The following is a 408-nucleotide window of genomic DNA, read 5'->3' as shown; positions in this document are numbered from 1 at the left end:
ATTGAACTGTAAGTACCTGTCTGGCTAGGGACTGCGCCTTTACCGGATTACCTGCCATAGTCACCCTCGCATTAGGTTATATGGTTCAAGACAAACTGCGACGCCTTGATCGAGTTGGTAGACCATGCCTTGTTTCCGTTGGGGTCAATATCAGACAGGCCCGATGCGTATGTTGGTGTTGTTCCCGAGACCGTGATTTGGGCGCTGTCTGTTTCAGCAGCTGCACTACGCAGCCCTACGCTAACCACAGGAGCCGTCGTCGAAGTCTTGGTGAAGTAGGTTTCCACCAGCTGCGCGCGAGCCGAATACCCTGCCGGGATAGTGTCCGACGAAGAGTACACATCAACATCTCCAGAATTCGAGGACGCCACGTTCTTCGAACTCATGCTCGATAGTGCAGATTGATTC

The 408-nt window shown here is 52.7% G+C and carries 1 protein-coding gene; it reads right to left on the bottom strand.

The genetic code is table 11. The annotated features are described in order from the left end of the window. Positions 1-71: 71 nt before the first annotated feature. The coding region (locus AC1RPG_RS08295) for a hypothetical protein (RefSeq protein WP_481762515.1) at positions 72-408 on the bottom strand (337 nt) is incomplete at its 5' end.

This window comes from Dellaglioa sp. CoH-57-MRSF-18 (assembly GCF_056781995.1).
Note: the sequence above shows the minus strand (reverse complement) of the source record. Positions and strands in the feature narration are given on the sequence as shown.